Origin of the sequence: Prauserella flavalba, assembly GCF_003202235.1 — a bacterium.
Taxonomy (GTDB): Bacteria; Actinomycetota; Actinomycetes; order Mycobacteriales; family Pseudonocardiaceae; genus Prauserella_A; species Prauserella_A flavalba.
The window spans coordinates 85,511-99,958 of record NZ_MASU01000022.1 but is presented as its reverse complement, the minus strand read 5'-3'; the positions used below and the strand labels follow the sequence as shown (position 1 = coordinate 99,958).

General features: G+C 69.4%; 14 protein-coding genes. 7 read left to right on the top strand and 7 right to left on the bottom strand.

From position 1 onward, the window contains the following. Nucleotides 1–35: 35 nt before the first annotated feature. The gene (locus tag BA062_RS36695) at nt 36–521 is read left to right on the top strand and encodes an RDD family protein (RefSeq protein WP_110343732.1); all 486 of its coding nucleotides are present in this window, start codon (nt 36–38) and stop codon (nt 519–521) included. Between the two features lie 6 nt (nt 522–527). Here the strand turns inward: BA062_RS36695 and BA062_RS36690 are convergent, their stop codons facing one another. Further along, on the bottom strand, nt 528–1,403 hold the full coding sequence (locus tag BA062_RS36690; RefSeq protein WP_245960197.1) for a hypothetical protein: 876 nt from the start codon (nt 1,401–1,403) through the stop codon (nt 528–530). A gap of 221 nt (nt 1,404–1,624) precedes the next feature. Then, nucleotides 1,625–2,353: a DUF4191 domain-containing protein gene (locus tag BA062_RS36685; protein ID WP_110343730.1), complete on the bottom strand. Its 729-nt coding sequence runs from the start codon at nt 2,351–2,353 to the stop codon at nt 1,625–1,627. Between the two features lie 66 nt (nt 2,354–2,419). On the opposite strand from BA062_RS36685, the gene BA062_RS36680 reads away from it, so the two are divergent. The 4 genes from BA062_RS36680 to BA062_RS36660 all read left to right on the top strand — a co-directional run bounded on the left by BA062_RS36680 (nt 2,420) and on the right by BA062_RS36660 (nt 6,657). Beyond that, on the top strand, nt 2,420–4,504 hold the full coding sequence (locus BA062_RS36680; protein ID WP_110343729.1) for an ATP-dependent helicase: 2,085 nt from the start codon (nt 2,420–2,422) through the stop codon (nt 4,502–4,504). A 191-nt stretch (nt 4,505–4,695) separates the two neighbouring features. Beyond that, entirely contained in the window at nt 4,696–4,968 is a 273-nt protein-coding gene (locus tag BA062_RS36675; protein WP_110343728.1) for a hypothetical protein, read from the top strand. Between the two features lie 125 nt (nt 4,969–5,093). After that, the gene (locus tag BA062_RS36670; protein WP_110343727.1) at nt 5,094–5,462 is read left to right on the top strand and encodes a WhiB family transcriptional regulator; all 369 of its coding nucleotides are present in this window, start codon (nt 5,094–5,096) and stop codon (nt 5,460–5,462) included. 322 nt (nt 5,463–5,784) lie between these two features. Continuing rightward, entirely contained in the window at nt 5,785–6,657 is an 873-nt protein-coding gene (locus tag BA062_RS36660) for a class I SAM-dependent methyltransferase (protein ID WP_110343769.1), read from the top strand. A 179-nt stretch (nt 6,658–6,836) separates the two neighbouring features. Here the strand turns inward: BA062_RS36660 and BA062_RS36650 are convergent, their stop codons facing one another. The 3 genes from BA062_RS36650 to BA062_RS36640 form a co-directional block, all read right to left on the bottom strand. Beyond that, nucleotides 6,837–7,778, bottom strand: a complete 942-nt coding sequence (locus BA062_RS36650) for a hypothetical protein (RefSeq protein ID WP_110343724.1) — start codon at nt 7,776–7,778, stop codon at nt 6,837–6,839. Nucleotides 7,779–7,906: 128 nt separating this feature from the next. Then, nucleotides 7,907–9,208, bottom strand: a complete 1,302-nt coding sequence (locus tag BA062_RS36645; protein ID WP_391358910.1) for an ABC1 kinase family protein — start codon at nt 9,206–9,208, stop codon at nt 7,907–7,909. Nucleotides 9,209–9,313: 105 nt separating this feature from the next. Next, nucleotides 9,314–10,360: a TOMM precursor leader peptide-binding protein gene (locus tag BA062_RS36640; protein WP_110343722.1), complete on the bottom strand. Its 1,047-nt coding sequence runs from the start codon at nt 10,358–10,360 to the stop codon at nt 9,314–9,316. A gap of 216 nt (nt 10,361–10,576) precedes the next feature. On the opposite strand from BA062_RS36640, the gene BA062_RS36635 reads away from it, so the two are divergent. Next, nucleotides 10,577–11,101: a M48 family metallopeptidase gene (locus BA062_RS36635; protein ID WP_110343768.1), complete on the top strand. Its 525-nt coding sequence runs from the start codon at nt 10,577–10,579 to the stop codon at nt 11,099–11,101. 3 nt (nt 11,102–11,104) lie between these two features. Here the strand turns inward: BA062_RS36635 and BA062_RS36630 are convergent, their stop codons facing one another. Next, entirely contained in the window at nt 11,105–12,487 is a 1,383-nt protein-coding gene (locus tag BA062_RS36630) for a zinc-dependent metalloprotease (protein ID WP_110343721.1), read from the bottom strand. 91 nt (nt 12,488–12,578) lie between these two features. Here BA062_RS36630 and BA062_RS36625 point away from each other — a divergent pair, with 91 nt between their 5' ends. Further along, nucleotides 12,579–13,709 carry a YlbL family protein gene (locus BA062_RS36625; protein ID WP_110343720.1) on the top strand — a complete coding sequence of 377 codons (1,131 nt, stop codon included), beginning with the start codon at nt 12,579–12,581 and terminating at the stop codon, nt 13,707–13,709. Nucleotides 13,710–13,785: 76 nt separating this feature from the next. Here BA062_RS36625 and BA062_RS36620 read toward each other — a convergent pair whose 3' ends face one another. Continuing rightward, nucleotides 13,786–14,352 (bottom strand): PPA1309 family protein, encoded by a 567-nt coding sequence (locus tag BA062_RS36620; RefSeq protein ID WP_110343719.1) that lies wholly within the window; start codon nt 14,350–14,352, stop codon nt 13,786–13,788. Between the last annotated feature and the right edge of the window lie 96 nt (nt 14,353–14,448).

Here is a 14,448-nt window from a genome sequence, read left to right as displayed (position 1 = left end):
CCATGCCGGTGACGCCACCGACATACCCTGGTCAGGTGGCTAGATGGACCGGAGAGTGGCTTACGTCGCTCGCCGCAGCTGGTGAGAACGCCGACCGCGAACCCCCGCGATGGCCGGGTGAACACCTGGGGCTGCCCGAGGACGGCCCAGGAGCGGCCGCGGGGAGTGGGCGCCGTTTCCTCGCACTCGTGGTCGACCTGATCGTGGCGTCGCTCCTCACCGCCCTTTTCGTCCGTCCCGACTACTCGAACGTAGCCGTGATGCAGGAGTACAACCTGTGGTCACTCGCCGTATGGGCGGTGATCACGATCGTGCCCGCCGCGTTCTTCGGCTTCACTCCCGGCATGGCCGCCTGCGGCATCCGGGTCGGGAGGCTCGACGGAGCGGGCATACCCGGACTGTGGCGTGCGGTCGTCCGCGGAGCGCTGACCTTCCTCATCCTGCCCGCGGCCGTGCGGAACGCCGACAACCGCGGCTGGCACGACCGGCTGACCGGCACGGTCGTGGTCCGGCTGCGCTGACGGAGGTCACGCCGCGGCGCGACCCAGTCGTGTCCGCACGTCGGGCGGTGGTCTGCTGACGGCCCGCACGTAGCCGGCGCGCAGGTCGGAGACCACTGCCGCCGGATCGTTCCGCAGCTGGACCGGTGGAGTGTGCACGACGACCACGCCGGCGGCCGCCAGCCTGGCACGTTCCCGAGTGGCCCTGCCGTAGCCGGTCGGATCGAGACGGAAGTCCGGCGCATCGACCGCCCAGGCGAGGCCGATGTCCGGCCAGTAGGCGTCGGCGACGCCGAGTAGCGCACCAAAACCATCGCGGAGCTCGACATTCCACTGGGGTTCCGGCAGCTTGCTCTGCCTGCCGACCTGCGCGGCCCAGGCGCGTGCGGCCGCGCGGACGCCGCGGTCCATCTCCTCAACCACGATACGGGGCAGCGCGGAGCCGATCGTCGTGCCTTGCTCGAGCTCGTGCCGTAGCTCCCGAGGATGGCAGAGCTGTCGCTGAACGGCGTCGGTGATCATCGCTCGGACGTCGCTCAGCTTGTCCATCCGATGTGCCGCGTCGATCAATGCGCGGGCGAGCGGAGCCACCGGCAAGCCGTTGATCACAAGCGGTTCGGGCAGGTGGATCGTGCGTTCGACCACGGCGAAGCCGCGCGTGGCAACGCGGCGTGTGTGGGGGATCAGGACGTGCACCCGCGAGTCCGGAGGCAGGCGGCGGACGCCGTGGATGCGGGCCGCCTCGACGCCGGTGATCATCGCGTCGGCACCGGCGTGGACGAGAGCGGCCCTGCCGAGCTGGTAGCGCGTGGGCGTGCCGTTGGTGAGCATGACCACGCCCAGCATGAGCCTGCGCCACGGGCCGTTCGCGCGGCAACGCCGGGAGATGGCGGAATGAGACATGCCGAGAGCGACCAGGGCCGCCCGCGGGGCGACGCCTCCCGGGAAGCGTCGCAGCAGGTCATCGTGCTCGAACACGCGTCTTCGTACCACGCGCCCATGATGCCGACGACCACCGACAGTTTCCGCGCCGTCGCGGTGAGCAAGGGAGCTTTGCTCGCGCCGAACGGAGTAAAGCTCCCTTGCTCACCCGGTGCGGAAGGAGGAGGTGAGGCGGGGGACGGTCAGCGGCGGCGGATGGTGCGCTGGACGTTGCGCATCTTCGCGCCCTGCGGCATCGGGCCCTTCGGCAACGCTGCGCCCCGGTTGCCGAGAGCAGCAAGCTTCGCCTCGAGTGCGTCGATCTGGCGGGGCTTCAGGTTGCGCGGCAGCTTCATCATGTAGTTCTGCAGCTTGCGCAGCGGAACCTGGCCTTCGTCGTTGCCGACGGTGATGTCGTAGATCGGCGTTTCGCCGACGAGCCGGGAGATCCGCTTCTTCTCCTGCGCGAGCAGGTTCTTCACCCGGTGCGGCGCCCCCTCCGCCACCAGGATCACGCCCGGCCCACCCAGAACCCGGTGCACGGCGTCGAGCTGCGTCGTCGCCGCCACGGTCTGCGTCACCCGCCAGCGTCCGCGCAGGTTGTCCAAGGCCCACGCCGCGGCGCCCGGCTGGCCCTCCGCTTTGCTGAAGACGTTCTTCTGGACCCGGCGCCCAAAGATGATCACCGCAGCCAGCAGGCCGAGCATGATTCCGATCGGTAGCAGCAGCCACGGGATGCCCAGGAGCCACCCGATCCCGAACGCGACACCCGCGACGACCAGGAACGAGCCCAGCATCCACGGGATCAGGGCCTTGTCCTCCTTGCGTTGCATCTTGAACGCTTGGAAGATCTGGCCGCGCCTGGCCTTGCTGGCCGCGCGCTTCTCCTTCTTGGCCTGCTTGGCAGCCTCTTTGTCCAGCTTCTCCGCCATAATCAACCAGGATACGGGCGGCCAGGCGGACGCGGCTCTGTCGGTCCCCTCTGCGAGGATGCGGCCGTGGGTAGCGCGCTTGAGTCGAACCGTCGTCCGGACCTGCTCGAGGGTCTGGACCCCGAACAGCGGGCCGCTGCCACCGCTCCGAGGGGACCGGTGTGCGTGCTCGCCGGAGCCGGCACCGGCAAGACCAGGACCATCACCCACCGCATCGCCCACCTCGTCCGCTCCGGACATGTATCCGCAGGTCAGGTCCTTGCCGTCACGTTCACCGCTCGTGCCGCGGGGGAGATGCGCACCCGGCTGCGCCAGCTCGGCGTCGAGGCCGCGCAGGCTCGCACGTTCCACGCCGCCGCTCTGCGCCAGCTCCGCTATTTCTGGCCACGGGTAGTCGGTGACCGGCAGTGGGACCTGATCGAAGGGAACAAGCTCCGGCTCGTCGGGCAGGCCGCGAACCGGCTGGGCATGCCCACCGAGGTGGAAGTGCTGCGCGACCTGGCGAGCGAGATCGAATGGGCCAAGGCTTCGCTCGTCAGCCCCGACGACTACCCGGCCGTGGTCTCCCGGCTGAACCGGGACGTGCCCGAAGCGCCCGGCCGGCTCGCCGAGCTGTACCGCACCTACGAGCAACTCAAGAACAACGCCCAGCTCCTCGATTTCGACGATCTGCTCCTGCACACCACCGCCGCACTCGAGGAACACAAGGCCGTCGCCGAGGAGTTCCGCGACCGGTACCGCTGCTTCGTCGTCGACGAGTATCAGGACGTCACGCCTGCACAGCAACGGCTGCTCGACGCCTGGCTCGGCGGGCGCGACGACCTCACGGTCGTGGGGGACGCCAACCAGACGATCTACTCCTTCGGCGGCGCGTCCCCCCGCCCACTGCTCGACTTCACCCGCCGGTTCCCTGAAGCGACCGTCGTCCGGCTCGAACGCGACTACCGGTCCACGCCCCAGGTCGTCGCACTGGCCAACCGTGTGATCGGTGCCGCGCGGGGACGTCCCGCCGGGTCGCGACTGGACCTTGTCGGTCAGCGCCCGGACGGGCCGCCACCCCGCTTCGCCGAATACGACGACGAGGTCGCCGAGGCCGCGGCGGTCGCAGGCCGCATCCGCGAGCTGCGTGACGCCGGTGTGCCCGCCAGTGAGATCGCAGTCCTGTACCGCGTGAACGCGCAGTCGGAGGCGTACGAGCAGGCCCTGTCCGAAGTGGGCATTCCCTACCTCGTTCGCGGCGGCGAGCGATTCTTCTCCCGCCGCGAGGTACGCCAGGCGATGGCCGCCCTGCGCACCGCGGCCGCGGGCGAGCCGGATGGTGATCTCGTCGACCTCGTCCGCCGGGTGCTGGCCGATGTCGGTCTCACGGAGCAACCGCCGTCGGGTGGTGCGGCGAAAGAACGCTGGGATGCCTTGCTCGCTCTTGTCGAGCTCGCCGAGGAACTGGCGGCGACGACGGGAGGCGCAACGCTCGGCCGGTTCGTCGCGGAACTCGACCAGCGTGCGGCAGCGCAACACCCACCCACGGTCGAAGGGGTCACGCTGGCTTCCCTTCACGCCGCCAAGGGCCTCGAGTGGGATGCCGTCTTCCTGGTCGGTCTCGCAGAGGGCACGATGCCGATCCAGCACGCCGACGGCAACGACGAGGCCATCGAGGAGGAGCGCAGGCTCTTCTACGTCGGGGTGACCCGGGCCCGGGAGTACCTGTCGCTCACGTGGGCGCTGGCGCGCAACCCCGACGGCAGGCGCAACCGGAGGCGGAGCCGGTTCCTCTACGGGCTGATTCCTGAGGACCACCCCGCCGCCCGTGTCGCACGGTCGCAGAAACAGACGGCGCTCAAGGCGCGCTGCCGAATCTGCGGCGGTCCGCTCATCGCCACGATGGAGATCAAGCTCGGCCGCTGCGGCAAGTGTCCCGCCGACGTGGACGAGGAACTGCTCGCGCGACTCAAGGAGTGGCGCGTCGAGCGAGCCCGGGAGCTGAAGGTGCCCGCCTTCGTGGTCTTCACCGACGCCACGCTCGTGGCCATCGCCGAGCAACGACCCACTGACGACAGCGCCCTGGTCTCGATCTCGGGCATCGGCGCGACGAAGCTCGACCGCTTCGGTGCGGAGGTGCTTGCGGTGGTCCGGGACTGCCACGGCAAGTAGCCGCGCGGACACGGCGAGACAGGCAAAAGCCCAGCTCAGGACTTTTTTCCGCCACTTGGGGGGAACTTCTCAAAAATAAGTTGCCCCCGCCGCCACAGGACCAATAACCTGCAGTCACTGGGTGGAGCATCCGTGATTCCGGTTGCCGATGGGGCGGCGAACCGGCGGACAGCGAGAGGAGGTGCCCCCTGATGAAGCTCATCAAGCTGAGCGGCACCGCTGGCACCTCGCTGTCCTGGACCGATCAGACGGTCATGACCGCACGCCGGCGTCGCATCGTGTCCTGGGCTGGTCAGCCGTACTTCGGGTCGCTCGCTCGCGCTCGCAATGAGCGCGTTCTCATGCTCGATGCCGTTGACACCAACGTCGGGGCCACGCACCCGGTGTTCCGTCCGGCGACCGCTCTGTTCCCGATCCAGGACAAGCCCTGTGTTCCGTTGCGCTCACGTGAGAGATATCCATGACAGCCCTGTCAAGGGATAAGGCTCACGAAGGCCGCGGAACCGTACATCGGATCCGCGGCCTTCTTGCTGTTTCAGGACCTGTTGGACCGACAGGAAAATCTCTACAACACAAAGGAGAACGGGAAATGCCATCGGCAACCGCCTTCGCGTCAGAGAGGGCGCTACCCGACGAGCTGTCCGGTACGACCGGCGTCGCAGAACTGCTCGACGCCGTGTCGTCGCCAGACCTCGACCTGCCCTGCCAATCCGGCAACGCGGACCTGTGGTTCGCGGAGACCCCCGCCGAGCTCGAGCACGCCAAGGTGCTCTGCGGTGACTGCCCCGTGCGTTCGGCGTGCCTCGCGGGTGCGCTGGCGCGACGGGAGCCCTGGGGTGTGTGGGGCGGCGAGATCTTCGAGCGTGGCGCCGTCGTGGCCCGCAAGCGGCCTCGGGGACGCCCGCGCAAGAACCCGGTGGTGGAGCACGCGGCCGCAGGACAGCGGAGTGCCGCATGACCACGCAGACGGACTACCCGCAGCCCGAGACGAACTACGGCTTGCTCGAACAACCGAGCAGTGCGCCGACCATGCACAAGGAGACCCTCCGAATGTTGCTACATGAAGAACTCGCCAGAGCCCGAATACGGGACATGCACAGGGCCCTCGACGGTCCGCGACACGACCTGCGGCTCGCCAGAGCCGCCCGTCGCTGGAACCGCGTGGCCCGCTGGGCGGCGATGAGATCGCGCCGCTACAGCCGATAGTGACCGTCGTGGGCGGAAGACAGCGGACAGCTGTCTTCCGCCCACGTGCGGCTCGCTTGGTGTTCAATGTGCTTGTGCCAGCACATACGCACGACGACGTGGACTGGGCCGGACGACTTACCTCGCTGCGCAGGCTCGACGCGCTCGAACGGGACCGGCTCGACGCCGTTGCCGCACGGCTCGTCGTCAACCTGCCGGCTCAGCCCACGGTCGTCGACGTGGGCTCCGGTGCGGGTGGCATGAGCGCGGCACTCGCCGAAGCGCTTGGAGGCCGCGGCGGCGGCACCGTCATCCTGGTGGACGCCGTGGACGAACTCCTCTCGGTGGCGGAGAAGGCCGCCCGGATCGCAGGCGGTTCCACGGTGGCGGTGGAGACCATCGTGACGGATCTCGGCACCGTCGAGTTGAGCGACCTGCTCTCGTCCGCCGACCTCATCTGGGCCTCGGCCGTCGTGCATCACCTCCCTGATCAGCAACTCGCCGTGCACCGCCTCGCGCGTGCTCTCGCGCCCGGTGGGCTGTTGGCCGTGGCCGAAGGTGGCCTCGACACTCGCTGCCTGCCCTGGGACGTCGGTGTGGGCGAGCCGGGGCTCGAGCAACGGTTGGCAGCGGCTCATGAGGCTTGGTTCCGGCAGCTGCGCGCCACCATGCCGGGCGCCGTGCGGATGCCCTACGGCTGGACGGTGGCCCTGGGCAAAGCCGGCCTCACCGACATCGCGTCGTTCAGCTACCTGGTGGACCACCCTGCGCCGACGACACCAGCGGTTCGCGAGTTCGTCCTGGAACGATGGGCCTGGCTGGCCGAGATCGCCGAGGAGCGGCTGAGCGACGGGGACCGGGACGCGGTGCGGCGGCTCGTCGACCCGGAGTCTCCCGAATACCTCGGTGCGCGTGACGACCTTTACCTGCTCAACGCCAGGACTGTCCATCATGGACGAAGGTCATGACTGAACCTGCGGCCGTGTGTTCGGTTTGCGGGGCCCGTCGCGGCTCCGCTGGCACGGCTGACGCTCTGGCCTGGGTTCGTGAAACAGAGGACGGGCGCACGCGCTGGCTGTGCCCCCATTGCGCACGTGAACACCTGCGCGACATCGAAGGCAAACTGCCCGCCGAGTACTGGTGACACTCATGCGGCCACCACGGGCGTCTCGCACTGCACCAGCGGCCGGGCTCGGGTCGCCGCGGTGCGGAACGCACTCGCGAGTTCTTTGACGATCGCGTCGCCATCCCCGCGCAGGCGTTCGCTCGGCGTGCGCAGCAGCACGACTCCGGCGGCGGTCAGTGCGAGATGGCCCAGATGCCGCTCCGGGTTCGTGCCCTTCTGCTGAGTGAACTGCCAGCCCATTCCCACCTCGTCCCACCATGCGTCGACCGCGCCGATCGGCCGGCCGCGCAGGTCGCACACGGTGACGTCCCACCGTGGGGGTGGTAACGGCGAGCGTCTGGTGAGCTGTCTGGCCAGACCGTGGACGAACGTGTCGCGGTTACGGCTGATGCGGCGTAGCTCGGCGCGCACCGCCGCCGAACCGCGTTGGTTGCCCGCGTCGAGCTCGGTCTGCAGATCCTCGATGGCGCACAACCCGTAGTAGATCGGCAGGGACAGCAGATCACGCAGCTGGTCCGGGTCGTGCTCCGTGCGTGCGGCGTCGAGCGCGGCGCGCGCCGGTGGAGCGAAGTGCAGCCCGTTGACGAGCACGGGATCGGGTGGTCGGGCCGTGCGCTCGAGCAGGATGAAGTTCGGAGGCAGGATCCGGCGATACGACGGCACGAGCACGTGGACGGTGCGGGGCAACGGCAACTCCAGTCCGTGTGCGGCGAGGGCATCGATGCCCGTGACGACTCCGTCCTGGCCGAGATACGTGGTCGCCGCACGCAGGATCTGCTTCCGGGTCGGTTCGCCGGGTGCCAGCAGGACGATGCCGGGCATGAGCCGTCGCCAGGGGCCGCCGGGCCGGCAGCGGGTGAGGATCGCGCGTTCGGACATGCCGCCGGCCCGCAGTTCGGCGACCGTGATGATGCTGTCGATGGCTGTGGGCGCGGGACGTGCCGCGCAGCTCGCTGTGGTCATGACCCGAGCCTTGCGCGGCGCGGATGGCCGCGGGAGTCATCACGAAAAATGTGGATGAATCCGAGCCGCGAACGGCACATTCCCGCCAATCACGCGGCCATTGTGGATAAGTCCCTCGATTCGGCCCTTCAGGACGCGAAGCCCGGCTGCCAGCGTTCGACAATGGAGCGCAGAGCCAGTTCGGCGTCGAGCTGGCACAGAATGCCGATGGCGCCCGCGGTGACCCGGTGGATCAGCAACCAGTGCGGCGGCAGGTTCAGCGATCGACCGGTGCGGAAGTCCTGACTACGCAGATCACCCATCCGCAGTGCCTGTTTCTGGGCCCACCGGCGCGTGAAGTGGAATCGCTCCTCGGTGAGGGGAGCGACCAACGGAAGGAGGTACGAATAGACGTCTTCAGCCTCGACCTCGGAATCGGGCCGGACGAAACCCTCGGTCCGCAGTACGTCGAGCAGTTCCGCGGAACGACCATCGAGTGCGTAACGCATCATCAGCCCCAGGGCGGGCGGCGCGCCCTCCGGCAGATGTGCGACGGCACCGAAGTCGATGACGCAGATGCGCCCGTCGTCGAGCAGCATGAAGTTGCCGGGATGGGGGTCCGAGTGCAGCAGTTGCGCGCGGGCCGGTGAGGAGTAGTGGAACTCCGCCAGCAGCCTGCCCGCCTCGTTGCGCTGCTCCTGGGTGCCAGCCCGGATGATCTCGGCGAAGGGCGTGCCGGTCACCCACTCGGTGACGACCACCTTGGGGGCGCTCGCGACGACCCTGGGGACGAGCACCTGGCCGTCTCCAGCGAAGGCCTTCGCGAAGCCGCGCTGGTTGTCGGCCTCGGTCCGGTAGTCGAGCTCCTCGTCCATGCGGGCGGCGAGCTCGGCGAGGAGCGGTTTGACGTCGGTGCCAGGCACGAGTGCCTGGAACAGGCGGCTGAACCGCTGGAGCTGGCGTAGGTCGCTGCGTAGGGCCTCGTCGGCGCCCGGGTACTGGACCTTGACCGCGACTTCGCGGCCGTCGTGCCACACGGCGCGGTGGACTTGGCCGATGCTGGCGGCGGCTGCGGGCTCGTCGGTGAAGGAGCTGAATCGCTGCTTCCAGGACCGTCCGAGCTGCTCGGCGAGCACGCGATGAGTCTGCTTGGCCGACATGGGTGGTGCCGCTGCCTGGAGCCTGGTCAACGCGTCCCGGTAGGGGGCGGCCATCTCGTCGGGTACCGCGGCCTCGAAGACGCTCAGGGCCTGCCCGAACTTCATGGCACCGCCCTTGAGTGTGCCGAGCACCTCGAAGAGTTGCTCGGCGGCTTTGGCGGAGAGCGCTGCGTTGACCTCCTCGGCGCTCTGACCGGTCAGCCGTCGGCCCCATCCGCCGACGGCGCGGCCGGCGATGCCGAGAGGCAGGCTCGCCAGCTTCGCCGTCCGCGCAGCCGTTCTGCGCGGCATCGCAGCCTCGGCCCGGTCGTCGGAGGAGTCGCGGAATTCGGTCACGCAAGCGATTCTGCCTTGCCGATCACCCCTCTCGCAGCCGTATCGGGACGTAGATCGCGACTACGGTTCACGTCGTACCCGGCTCGCGCCGCAGGGGCATTCCGGGTGCGGATGCCAGTCCCGGTGATCGACGGTGCCGGCATATGAGTCGATCTCCAGCGTTCCGTTCCAGGTCGGAGGGGGAGCGTCCTCGGGCGTGAGCACGCGCAGGATCTGGCCGACGGCCAGCGCGGCGGTGGCGTAGACGTTGCCGAGCTCGGCGCGCTGGTAGCGGCCGGCGAGCTGGCTCGCCACCCTGGGCCAGCAGGAGTCGAGTGCGGTGCGTCGCAGGTCGGCGCAGCGCAGGCAGCTGCTGCGGCCCGGGAACACGAGCGGACCGACGATACCGATGCCGTCGCGGACGCGGACGGTGAGATGGGGCAAGCCCTCGGCGACGAGATCGGTGACCACCTCGGGAGCAGGCACGACGGCATCGGTGAGCACCACGAGGTCGGGTCGCCGGCTGCCTCTGAGCCTGCCGGTTCGGGTCGCCGGGTTGGTTCTTCGCACGGCCTCGGTGAGCGCGTGTCTGCGGGGCAGGCCGACGTCGCCGTCGACGAAGCCGGAACCGAGGTCCTCGGGCCCGACCCTGCCGTCGGCCTCCGAGTCGAGGTGGCCGACGCCTGCCGACGCGAGCAGGGAGCTGATCGCCGCTGCCAGCCGCCCTCCTCCGTGGATCAGCACGGTGCTCTGTGCCCTCCTGGCCGCCGTGTCCCTGCGGCGTCTACCCAGGCTCAGCGACCACAGCTCGGGTTCGTCGGTCCGGGTGTGCGGGTGCGCGGGCGGCTCGGCCTCCTCGATGAGCCCGCGTTCCGCCAGCCCGGTCAGCAGCTCCCGGAGCCGTTCGGCGTGTTCGCTCTCGGCGAGCGACAGCAGGGACTTGGTGCTCTTGCTGCCGTCCAGGCCGCGCAGAATGTCCATGAGGATCGGGGGCAGGTCCGTCGCCACCACCGCGTGCCGAGGGTCCAATCCGATCTGGATCTCGTTGGCGCGGCGTTCCAGCACGTCGAGACCGGGCACCAGGCGAGGTCGCCGCGGAAGATTCACATTGCGTAGCGAATTGGTCATATCGCACAGGGTTACAAGAACTCGTCCGGAGCGCATCCAGCACACCCCGAGTTGTCCACAGGCAAACCCAATTGTGGACAACCTGGACGATGTGACGCTGCAGCCATCCGTGATGTCGGTCCCTGCCCTTACGGTGGTTGGGTGGCCGAAGCACGGGTTCCCTCATTGAGGAATCGGGACAAGGACAAGCGCCAGTCTTCAGTCCCTGAACAGAAGATCGAGGTGCGGCGGAGCGCGCGTCGTCGCAGCACTGTCACCGCCTATCGAGACGGCGACACACTGGTCGTGCTCATCCCAGCCAAGATGAGCCAGGCAGAAGAAGAACACTGGGTCGCCGAGATGCAGCGCAAGTTGCAGCGCACGGAGAACAGGAGGGCTTCGCCAGCGCGCGCCTCGGACGAGGCGTTGCTGCTGCGCTGCACGGAGCTCTCCCGCCGCTACCTGGACGGCACCGCGAAACCGGCGAGCGTCCGCTGGGTGCCGCCGATGCGCACCCGCTGGGCGTCGTGCACGCCGGTCGACCGGACCATCCGGGTAAGCGAACGGTTGCGCACGGTGCCGCCATGGGTCCTGGACTACGTGCTGGTCCATGAGCTGGCGCACCTGCGAGTCGCCCAGCACAACGCGAAGTTCTGGGCATTGGTCCAGCGCTACCCGAAAACCGAACGGGCCATCGGGTACCTGGAAGGACTGTCCTCCGCCGAAGGGCTCGCCATCTCCGGGCTCGACGCGGAGGACTGACCCTCAGCCCTTGCTGCCGCTCTCGCCCGAGTCGTCCTGATCGCCGGGCTCGTCGGACTTGGCTTGCTCCTCCGCCTGCCGAGTCCGTTCGAGCTCGGCGATCGGGTCGAGGTCGTCGATGGCCTCCCCGGAGCGACCGAGCCGGTCCGCGAACTCCATCGGGTCGTCCAGATCCTCGGCCGTCGGCATGAGATCGGGGTGCGACCACAGCTGGTCGCGCTTGTCCATGCCATGCCGGTCGCCCACGAGCTTCCACAGCGCCGACGCCGCCCGCATCCGCCGGGGCCGCAGCTCCAGCCCGACGAGGGTCGCGAAGGTCTGCTCGGCGGGCCCGCCCGTCGCACGCCTGCGGCGCAGGGTCTCCCTGAGCGCGTCCGCACCCGGCAGGCGGTCGCCGACCGCCTCGGCCACCACGACGTCCACCCAGCCCTCGACCAGGGCGAGCAGCGTCTCCAGCCGGTTCAGCGCGGCCTGCTGCTCCGGGGTGGTCTTGGGCTCCAGCAGCCCGGAGGACATCGCCTGCTCGATGCTCGCGGGGTTGCTCGGGTCGACCTGTCCGGCGAGCTGCTCCAGCGCCGAGGTGTCCACCGTGATGCCGTGTGCGAACTCCTCGACCGTGGCCAGCAGCCGCTGCCGCAGCCACGGCACGTGCGCGAAGAGCCGCTGGTGGGCGGCCTCTCTCGCGGCGAGGAAGACCATGACCTCGCTGCCCGGCCGCTCGAGGCCCTCGGTGAACTTCTCGATGTTCGCGGGGAGCAGCGCGGAGGTGGTCGCGGGGCCGAGGGGCAGACCGACCTCGGTGGAGGTCAGCACCTCGGACGCGAGCTCGGCCAGAGCGTTGCCGAGCTGCGAGCCGAAGGCCATGCCGCCCATCTGACCGACCATCGACAACAGCGGTCCGGCCGCCTGCTTCGCCTCCTCCGGCAGGGCCTGCATCCAGGCGCCGGACACCTGCTTGGCGACCGGGTCGCAGAGCCGCTGCCAGGTCGGCAGGGTCTTGTCGACCCAGTCCCGAGCCGTCCACGCGACGGTGGTGGACGCGCCCGCGGGCAGGATCGTCGCCTCGTCGAGCCACAGCTCGGCGAGATGCGCCGCGTCCCGGACGGCCGTGTCGCCGGACTGGTCACCCGCGCTGAAACCCATGGACGATCCGCCGCTACCGGCGAGTCGTTGCAGTGCGATCTGTTTCGCCAGGTCGTAGTTCACCGGGCCTGACGAGCTGCCCGCCTGGCTCAACATCTGCCCGAGCTGGCTGAGCATCTGCCCCAGCTGCTGGAACGCGTCGGCGCCCGAACCAGGCTGCTGTTCGCCGCCGGAGTTCGACGGCTCGTTCTCACGACGCTTGTCGGGGTCGGGGAAGCCGAACCCGAACGGTGGGTTGCTCATAGGACCACCGTACGCGGACGAGGCCGCACACGACTTGCCCGCTGGCGGACCTTCGCCCTGAGCTGACATCCGTCACCGTACGCTGTCCGTCGTGAGCGAGACCCGCGACAACCCGTCGACGACTGGAGCCACGCGAGCCGACGCCAGGCCGGACGCCTTCGGCGGGGAGGAGACCCCGCCGAATTCGAGGACGCGGCTGAGCCGACGCGGCTGGACGCTCGTCTTCAGCGGCGTGCTCGTGGTGGTGTTCGTGCTGCTCGGGGCGTTCGTCCGGGTGCCCTACGTCGCACTGGGCCCCGGGCCGACCTACGACACGCTCGGCGAGGTGGGCGGCGAGCAGGTCGTGTCGATCAACGGCCAGCGGACCTATCGGACGAACGGTGAGCTGCGCATGACGACCGTCTCGCTCAACGACGAGGTGACCCTCTTCGGGGCGCTGGGCCTGTGGATCAGCGGTCGCTACGCCGTCGCGCCGAGGGAGGACTACTTCCGGCCGGGGGAGACCGACGAGGAGGTCCGGCGGCAGAACGTCCAGCAGTTCCAGGACTCGCAGAGCAACGCCGAGGTCGCCGCGCTGCGCAGGCTCGGGTACCCGGTGAAGGTCATCGTCCAGGAGGTCGTCTCCGGGAGCCCCGCCGACAAGGTGCTCTCGCCCGGCGACCAGCTGGTGCAGGTCAATGGCAAGCGGATCAAGAACGAGGACGACGTGCTGGCCGCGCTGGCGGACACGCGGCCGGGGCAGACGGTGTCGCTCACCTTCAAGCACGAGGGCCAGCCGGAGCGGACCGAGTCGGTCACGCTTGCCAGGCATCCGGACGGGCAGCCGCAGGGCTTCGTGGGGATGCAGCCCATCGACAGGGCGGATGTGCCGTTCGACGTCAACATCTCGCTGGAGGATGTCGGCGGTCCGTCGGCCGGCCTGATGTTCGCGCTCGCGATCGTCGACCGAATGACTCCGGAGGACCTGGTGTCCGGTGAGCACATCGCCGGAACCGGCGAGATCAACGAGAAGGGCAAGGTCGGGGCGATCGGCGGGATCTCGTTCAAGCTGGTCGCCGCGAAGGAGGCTGGTGCGACGGCTTTCCTCGTGCCGGAGAACAACTGCGCCGAAGCGGTGGCGGCGGCCCCGGACGGCCTGGACCTGATCAAGGTGTCCGACCTCGACAGCGCGATCAACGCACTGGAGAGCCTCAACGATGGGCGGCCGACGCCGTCGTGCTGAGGCTGCCGGTGCACTGGGGAGCAAGGGAGCTTTGCTCCCGGAAAACGGGAGTAAAGCTCCCTTGCTCCCTCGTGGGTTACGGCTGGAGGGTGGCGCGGAGGGCGTCGACGAGGTTCGGGGCGAGCTCGGGGTGCTCGACGATCTCCTCGACCGGCTCGTCCTCGCCTTCGGCCTGCACGCCGCGCAGGCGCAATACACAGGCGGCCGAGCCGTCTCGCAGCACCGCGGCGACGAGCCTGGCCTCGGTCCGCCGCGGGTGGTCGGCCGCGGCCTGCCTGAGCCGTTCCACGTCGCGGGCGTCGGCCGCGTCGCCGACGTCCGGGAGCTCCGCCTCGGCGTCCGGCGGCAGCACGATGATCTCCTGCGCCAGCGCGCAGCCGTGCACCACATCCGGCCAGGCGATCGTCGCGAGCGCCTCGGCGAGGTCGCCCTCGGGAAGGGACTCCTGGGCCACCGGGGTGAGCTCGCTGCTCGCGTCGAGCTGGCCGGCGAGCTCGGGCTGCTGGCGCAGCAGCTCCGAGGTCGGCACGAGCGCGAACAACTGCGGTTGCTGCTCCCACCCCGCCGTCGCCACGAACTCCTCGACTTCCCGGGCGAGGGCAGCCACACTCACGGGGCCCGCCTCGTTTCCGCTCTCGCTCATGGGCACCATCGTGGCAGGCGGCCGGACGGTGCCCGCGTGCGCCCGGTTTGGGGGGTTCCGGGAACTCTGGCGGCCATCCGTAGAGTTAGGTAACCA

What these genes read in the sequence shown, in the direction of transcription:
- BA062_RS36690 (WP_245960197.1), bottom strand. Translation starts at nt 1,403, where the DNA reads ATGTCTCATTCCGCCATCTCCCGGCGTTGCCGCGCGAACGGCCCGTGG.
- BA062_RS36640 (WP_110343722.1), bottom strand. Translation starts at nt 10,360, where the DNA reads ATGACCAATTCGCTACGCAATGTGAATCTTCCGCGGCGACCTCGCCTG.
- BA062_RS36685 (WP_110343730.1), bottom strand. Translation starts at nt 2,353, where the DNA reads ATGGCGGAGAAGCTGGACAAAGAGGCTGCCAAGCAGGCCAAGAAGGAG.
- BA062_RS36630 (WP_110343721.1), bottom strand. Translation starts at nt 12,487, where the DNA reads ATGAGCAACCCACCGTTCGGGTTCGGCTTCCCCGACCCCGACAAGCGT.
- BA062_RS36620 (WP_110343719.1), bottom strand. Translation starts at nt 14,352, where the DNA reads ATGAGCGAGAGCGGAAACGAGGCGGGCCCCGTGAGTGTGGCTGCCCTC.
- BA062_RS36645 (WP_391358910.1), bottom strand. Translation starts at nt 9,208, where the DNA reads ATGCCGCGCAGAACGGCTGCGCGGACGGCGAAGCTGGCGAGCCTGCCT.
- BA062_RS36675 (WP_110343728.1), top strand. Translation starts at nt 4,696, where the DNA reads ATGAAGCTCATCAAGCTGAGCGGCACCGCTGGCACCTCGCTGTCCTGG.
- BA062_RS36670 (WP_110343727.1), top strand. Translation starts at nt 5,094, where the DNA reads ATGCCATCGGCAACCGCCTTCGCGTCAGAGAGGGCGCTACCCGACGAG.
- BA062_RS36650 (WP_110343724.1), bottom strand. Translation starts at nt 7,778, where the DNA reads ATGACCACAGCGAGCTGCGCGGCACGTCCCGCGCCCACAGCCATCGAC.